The organism is Sphingomonas sp. 66-10 (genome assembly GCF_001897045.1).
Taxonomy (GTDB): Bacteria; Pseudomonadota; Alphaproteobacteria; order Sphingomonadales; family Sphingomonadaceae; genus Sphingomonas; species Sphingomonas lycopersici.
The window spans coordinates 1-6,308 of the sequence record NZ_MKRR01000098.1 but is presented as its reverse complement, the minus strand read 5'-3'; the positions used below and the strand labels follow the sequence as shown (position 1 = coordinate 6,308).

Sequence of the window (6,308 nt, the reverse complement as noted above, 5' to 3'; positions counted from 1 at the left end):
CATCGCGATCGCGGTCAATGCGATGATGCTGAGGAGCGCCCATTGCGGCCCGAGGCCTTTGGGGTCGAAGAATAATGAGACGATCGCCGCGATCCACAGCAACCCCGCCTCGATGCTCGCCGCGACCACCAGCCAGTGCCGCAGGGGCTTCTTGCCGAAGGTCTGGCCGGTCCGCCCGCCGATGAATGCGCCCACCGAGAACGTGAGGAGCGCGACCAGCGTGGTGGCGATCGAGAAGCCCGGCGTCTGCGCGAGCGCGAAGCCGAGAAAGACGATATTCCCCGTCATGTTCGCTGTGAACACCTTGCCGAGCCCCAGCACGCTGACCGCGTCGACCAGCCCGGTGGTGGCCGAGAGTAGCAGGAGTAGCCCGGGTAGGGGAGAGGAGACGGGTTTGTCTTTAGCGGGGGGTGAACTCGCCATCGGCGACCTCCTTTGATTAGAAACGGAAATTGGCTTCGAGGCCGATCAGCCGGATCGTTTTGGCCGGCCCGGTCTCGCGGATGAAGGTGCCGGGCTGGAATAGCGAGAAGGATGTCGACAGCCCCAATTCGGCGGTCGCCTGCCACGAGAGCGTCACCTCGGCCTCCTTGCCGATGAAGCGTGCGCGGCTGTTGCCGGGCGCGCGGATCAGATTGCCGGGAATGTCGTAGACGCCGTCGGCGGTCGAATAGCGCCAATAGCCCATCGCGGCGAGGCTCGCGGACATCGTGCGGTTGAGCCTGGCGCTGACGCGTGGATTGGCGCTGATGATGTTGGTCGGCCCGACCGGGGACAATTCGCCGAAATATTTCCCCTTGGGAAACAGCGCATTGAAGGTTCCGAGGTGGCGATCATCGCGTCTGCCGTCGCCGCTGACGACGTTGAAGCGCAGGGTTGCATCGGGGGTGAGCGGGAGCTTTGCGAGCTTCACCCCGGCCTCGGAGCCGACCGTCCAGGCACCGATCGTCTTTCCCGCGAAATGCCCGAATTGCGCGACGCCCTCGATATTCCAGTGAAGGTTGCCCTTCGCGCCATTGAGGCGGGCACCGATGCTGTGCCGGACCTCGCGTCCCGTCACCCCGCCGAAATGCGCGACGCGGTTGCGATAGCCGAGATAATAGAGATCGACGCCTGGAAGCACGGCATAAGCGCCCCACAGCATCTTGGTCGGGGATGTCTTGTCGTCGAAGCTGCCCGGCCCCGGCACGACCGGGTTGACCGCGAACAGATTGACCTTGGCCTTACCCAAGGAAACGATCGTTCGCACCCCGTCGAACGCGAGCGGGACATTGGGGCCATAGCGTGTGCCCACAAGCCGCTCGGTGCCGAGCGAGATCATCTGTCGGCCGCCGCGCAGCGTGATCGCGCCAAGGTCCAGTTCGGCAAAGCCCTGCAACAGGTCGACGCGGGTCTGGTCGATCGGCGAGGCTGCCGGACGAACGCCTATTGCATAGGCCGCGATCGGCTGGACGAAGGTACGAAACTGCCCGACGTGAAGATCGGCATAAGGCATGACGCGCAGCCAGAGATAGCTGTCGTCGGGCGCCGGGCCGCTGCCCCAGAGATTGTTCGCGAAATTCTCGTTGCGGGCACGGATCTCGATCCCCGTCGAGAGCCAGATGTCGTCGCTGATCGGGATATATTTGAATTTGCCGGTCCAGTGATGCGCGCGCTTTTCGGCATTGGCGAGATGCGCCCAATCCTCGTCGAAGCGGGTGATCGTGAGCGTCGGCGCCTGCCACGGCTCGGTCGTTTGCGCCGCGACCGGTGCCGCATAACCGACGAGCGCGATGACGGCGGTCGCAAGTAACCTAGGCACGCCGCTTCGCTTGCTCGGCGACCAGCGCCGCCAGCACGAACCCGCCGATCAATCCGATATGCTCGAAAAAGGCGTTGGTCGCGGCGAACCGCTCCGCGCCTGCCGGCATCGACCAGAAGGCGTTCGCGGTGAAGGCGGCGAGCAGCGTGAAGACCCCGAGCATGCCGGCGCCGAGCCAGATCAACCGACCCGACAGGATGAGCAGAGGCCCGACGAGCTCGATCGCGATCGTGATCCCCGCCCACAGCGCCGGCGGGGTCATCCCGAAATGCGCTTGCTCGGCGACCGCCGCCGGCCAGTTGCTGAGCTTGACGACACCGCCCAGCAGATAGGCGCCGACCAGCATCAACCGCGCAATGAACCAGGTCGGCGCCCATTCGAGAATGGCGTCGACAAAGCGTGGATCCTGGCCGGCGCGCATCATCACTTCGCCGCCTCGGCGTGTATCTCGGCGATATAGCCGCCCGGGAACTGGACGATCGCGGTTTGGCGACCGCCGACCGTCGAGGGGGTGATGAGCGTTTCGGCGCCGGCCGCGGTCGCCTTGGCGAGCGTCGCGGCGAGATCGGAGACCGCATAGCCGGTCATGTCGCGCCCATAGGGCCAGGGGAGTTGCCCGTCGGTGACGAACACGACCATCTTTCCGTATCCGCTGTCGATCGCGACCCGCCGGATCGTCTTGCCCGGCTGGCCGACCTCGGCCCCCGGCGCCGCGCGATTGTCGGAAGCGATCTTGCCGTGGGCGAACCCCGTCCAGTCGCTGATGAAGCGGTCCGCGGCGTCTGCCGTCAGATAGATGCGGTTCTCGGGCACCGTGGCGAGCGGCGTGTAATTGGGTTTCGTCGTGTGCCAGTAGATCTGCATGTTGACCCCGCCCGGCCATTGGATGACCGCATCGCGCCCGATCGGATCGGGGAAGGTCGTGATGCGCCGGATCGCGCCGTGCTTCACCGCCGAGGTCACCGCCGCGTCCATGTCGGTCACGAGATAACCGGTCCGCTCGTCGCCGAACGGATAGGGGATCGGCGTCTTGAAGCCGAACACCGAGACCGTGCCGGCGGGTGTCAGTGCGAGCTGCGACTTGGTGAGGCTCTTGGTCGGGGTGACCTGAAACTCGCCCTGTTTCGACGTGGTGCCGCCGAAGGTCGCGACGAAGCTTGCGACGAATTTGTCGAACTCGGCTTCGGGGACATAGACATGGGTCGTGTCATATTGCGGGCCGACCGAATAATCGGGCGTCTGCACCGGCGCCTCGCCCGCCAGAAGCGGCGCGGCGGGCGCGGCGACGACGATCGCGGCACCAAGCAGAAAGGCAATGCGCTTCATCTGTTTTCTCCTGAAGGGATTTCGCGTCAGACCGCCCAGCATCCACAGCCCAGCGCACCCCAGAAGGTCTGGACATCGGCAACCGGAGCGCTCGCGCCGAGCGCGCTCGCGTGGTCATGCCCGTGCACCGCGCAGGCCGAATGGCAGGCGCAAGCGGCGGCGAGCTTGGCGCGCGCCTCGGGGGTCTTGTGATAGCCGCCGAAGACCGCGACCGGCGACCAATCGGGCATCGGCTTGGGAAGCGCGGGCGCAATGCCGGCATAATCGCCTTCGCCATGCACCACCTTGCCCCCGAGCAAGGTCAGCAGCGAGCGGATATGGACGATCTCGTCCTCCGGGACGGAGAAATAATCGTCCGACAGGACCGCGAGATCGGCGAGCTGGCCCGCCTTGATCTGCCCCTTCTTGCCGACCTCGTTCGAGAACCAGGTGTTCTCGTGGGTCCACATCGCGAGCGCCTTGTCACGGCTGACGCGGTTCGCGCCGGGATAGAGCTTCAGGCCGCCCATCGTGCGGCCGGTGACCAGCCAGGAGAGCGAGACCCAGGGATTGTAGCTGGCGACCCGCGTCGCATCGGTGCCGGCGCCGACGTGCAGCCCCGCGGCGAGCATCCTCGCGATCGGCGGTGTGCGCTCGGCGGCCTTGGCGCCATAGCGTTCGACGAAATATTCGCCCTGATAGGCCATGCGATGCTGCACGGCGATGCCGCCGCCCAGCGCCGCGATCCGGTCGATATTGCGGTCGCTGATCGTCTCGGCATGATCGAAGAACCAGTTGATCCCCTCGAACGGGATGTCCTTGTTGACCTTCTCATAGACGTCGAGCGCGCGGCCGATCGTCTCGTCATAGGTGGCGTGGAGCCGCCACGGCCAGCGATGCTCGGCGAGCAGGCGGATGACCGGCTCGAGATCGCCTTCCATGTTCGGCGGCATATCCGGGCGCGCGACGCGGAAATCCTCGAAATCGGCCGCCGAATAGACCAGCATCTCGCCCGCACCGTTGTGGCGGTAGCTGTCGTCGCCCTGGCCGGGCGAGACCTGCTTCACCCAGGACTGGAAATCGGCCAGCTCTTCCTTGGGCTTCTGGGTGAAGAGATTGTAGCTGATGCGGACGGTGAGCTCGCCGTCCCGATGCAGCTTCTCGATGATCTCATAATCTTCGGGGTAATTCTGGAAACCGCCGCCGGCATCGATCACCCCGGTGACGCCGAGGCTGTTGACGTCGCGCATGAAGTGGCGCGTCGAGTTGATCGCATATTCGGGCGGGAGCTTCGGCCCTTTGGCGAGCGTCGCATAGAGGATCGTGGCATTGGGCTGGGCGAGCAGCAGGCCGGTGGGATTGCCCGCAGCATCGCGAACGATCTCGCCACCCGGCGGGTTGGGCGTATCCCTGGTGTAGCCGACGGCGCGCAACGCAGCCCCGTTGAGCAGCGCGCGATCGTAGAGGTGGAGAATGAACACCGGCGTGTCGGGCGCCACCGTGTTCAGTTCGGCGATCGTCGGCAGGCGCTTCTCGGCGAATTGATGCTCGGTGAAGCCGCCGACCACGCGCACCCATTGCGGCGCCGGGGTGCGATCGACCTGCATCTTGAGCATCGCCATCGCCTCGGCCAGCGAAGGCACGCCGTCCCAGCGCAGCTCCATGTTGAAATTGAGCCCGCCGCGGATGATGTGCATGTGGCTGTCGATCAGGCCGGGGATGACGCGGCGCCCCTTGGCGTCGATAACCTCCGCATCGGGCGCGACGGCGGCGCGAACTTCGCCCTCGCTGCCGATGGCGAGGAATTTGCCGTCGCGAATGGCGATGGCTTCAGCCTGGGGATTGGCGCGATCGAGCGTCGACACCTTGGCGTTGATGATGATGAGATCCGAATGAGCCACCGGATTGTTCCTTGCGTAAAGCGGCGAGGCGAGAAGCGCGCCGGCCGCGGCGGCGCTTCCGGCGATCGTGTCGCGGCGGGTGAATGTCATGCGTCGTCTCGGGGCTGGTCGATCGGCCGGCCGAGGATATGTTCGGCGCAATCCTTCCTGAGGAAGACGGCCATTTCCTGCCCCGACGCCAGCCGCTTGGCGATCGGCACGACCTGTTCGCCGACCAGCATGCCGAGCAGCCCGATCAGCGCGATCGCCGGGGGCGCGGGCGACCGGACGCCGAGGAGGCTGTAGATGATGCCAACCAGCAAGCCGACAGCGAGCGAGATAAGATAGGGCTTCATCGCACAATGCTCCGCAAAAATGGCTCTTCAGCTGCGCATCGGCGTCCCTTCCCGGGCCGCGAGCAGCGCGTTTGACTCTGACGGTGCAGGACAGGCGACCGGGACAGGGGAGGGCGCGGCCGCCAGTCCTGCGTTCCGTCAATGCCCTTCGGAGGCGTTGAACATCGTCTTGGCGTAGGTGATGCCGAGCCCGTAACCGCCGCCATATTGGCGCGCGATGCCGGTGGTCGACTCATAGGTTTCGGTGCGCGCCCAGTCGCGCTGCAGCTCGAGCATATATTGGAGCGAGGTCATCGGCTTGGCGCCGAGCTGGATCATCCGCTGCACCGCGCGTTCATGCGCTTCGGCCGATATGTCGCCACAGGCGTCGGCGATGAAATAGACGTCGAAACCCTGATCGATCGCCGAGGCGACCGGGCCGACGATGCAGACGCTGGTCCAAAGCCCAGCCATCACCAGCCGCGTCTTGCCGATGCGATTGACCTCGTCGATCACGGCGGCGTCTTCCCAGGTGTTCATCGAGGTACGATCGAACATCTTCTGGCCCGGAAACGCATCGGCGATCTCGGTGAACATCGGCCCAGAAAAGCTGTCCTTGGCGACGGTGGTGAGGATCGTCGGCACATCGAACGACTTGGCGGCCCGGCTGATCAGCGCGGCATTGTTGCGCAGCACTTCCGTGGCGATCGACTTGGTGGCAAACGCCATCTGCGACTGGAAATCGATCAGGATGAGCGCGTGATCGGTCGGCGAGATCAGCGATTTGCCCGGGGTCGGCGTGGCGGTGATCGTCATGAAAAGCTCCTCTGTTGTGCAGCATCTCGCTGCCGTTCCTTGACGCTAGGCACATTTCTGTTTTCGGATCAGACGGATAAATTGAGACTGATCGTTCCAGATTTTGGAATAGATGAGGCGCGCGAGTGAGTTGGCCCCCGAAATGACCTGACAGGGTCTCGCTCTTAGATA

Annotated in this window: 7 protein-coding genes; all 7 read right to left on the bottom strand. The window is 64.9% G+C overall.

From position 1 onward, the window contains the following. On the bottom strand, positions 1-423 hold a 423-nt coding region (locus tag BGN95_RS08710; RefSeq protein ID WP_286772408.1), incomplete at its 3' end, for a YoaK family protein. Positions 424-439: 16 nt separating this feature from the next. Next, complete coding sequence (locus tag BGN95_RS08705) at positions 440-1,801, bottom strand: alginate export family protein (RefSeq protein WP_286772407.1); 1,362 nt, start codon at positions 1,799-1,801, stop codon at positions 440-442. Next, a complete protein-coding gene (locus tag BGN95_RS08700) occupies positions 1,794-2,222 on the bottom strand; it encodes a DoxX family protein (RefSeq protein WP_286772475.1) in 429 nt (142 codons plus the stop codon). The genes BGN95_RS08705 and BGN95_RS08700 overlap by 8 nt, the downstream gene beginning before the upstream one ends. A 2-nt stretch (positions 2,223-2,224) precedes the next feature. Then, entirely contained in the window at positions 2,225-3,127 is a 903-nt protein-coding gene (locus BGN95_RS08695; protein WP_286772406.1) for a glyoxalase, read from the bottom strand. A 26-nt stretch (positions 3,128-3,153) separates the two neighbouring features. After that, positions 3,154-5,097, bottom strand: coding sequence for an amidohydrolase (locus tag BGN95_RS08690; RefSeq protein WP_286772405.1), 1,944 nt, complete (start codon positions 5,095-5,097; stop codon positions 3,154-3,156). After that, a complete protein-coding gene (locus tag BGN95_RS08685) occupies positions 5,094-5,342 on the bottom strand; it encodes a XapX domain-containing protein (RefSeq protein ID WP_179511713.1) in 249 nt (82 codons plus the stop codon). Before BGN95_RS08685 ends, BGN95_RS08690 begins: the two co-directional genes overlap by 4 nt. 138 nt (positions 5,343-5,480) lie before the next feature. Beyond that, the gene (locus BGN95_RS08680) at positions 5,481-6,137 is read right to left on the bottom strand and encodes a hydrolase (RefSeq protein WP_265268390.1); all 657 of its coding nucleotides are present in this window, start codon (positions 6,135-6,137) and stop codon (positions 5,481-5,483) included. Positions 6,138-6,308 lie beyond the last annotated feature (171 nt).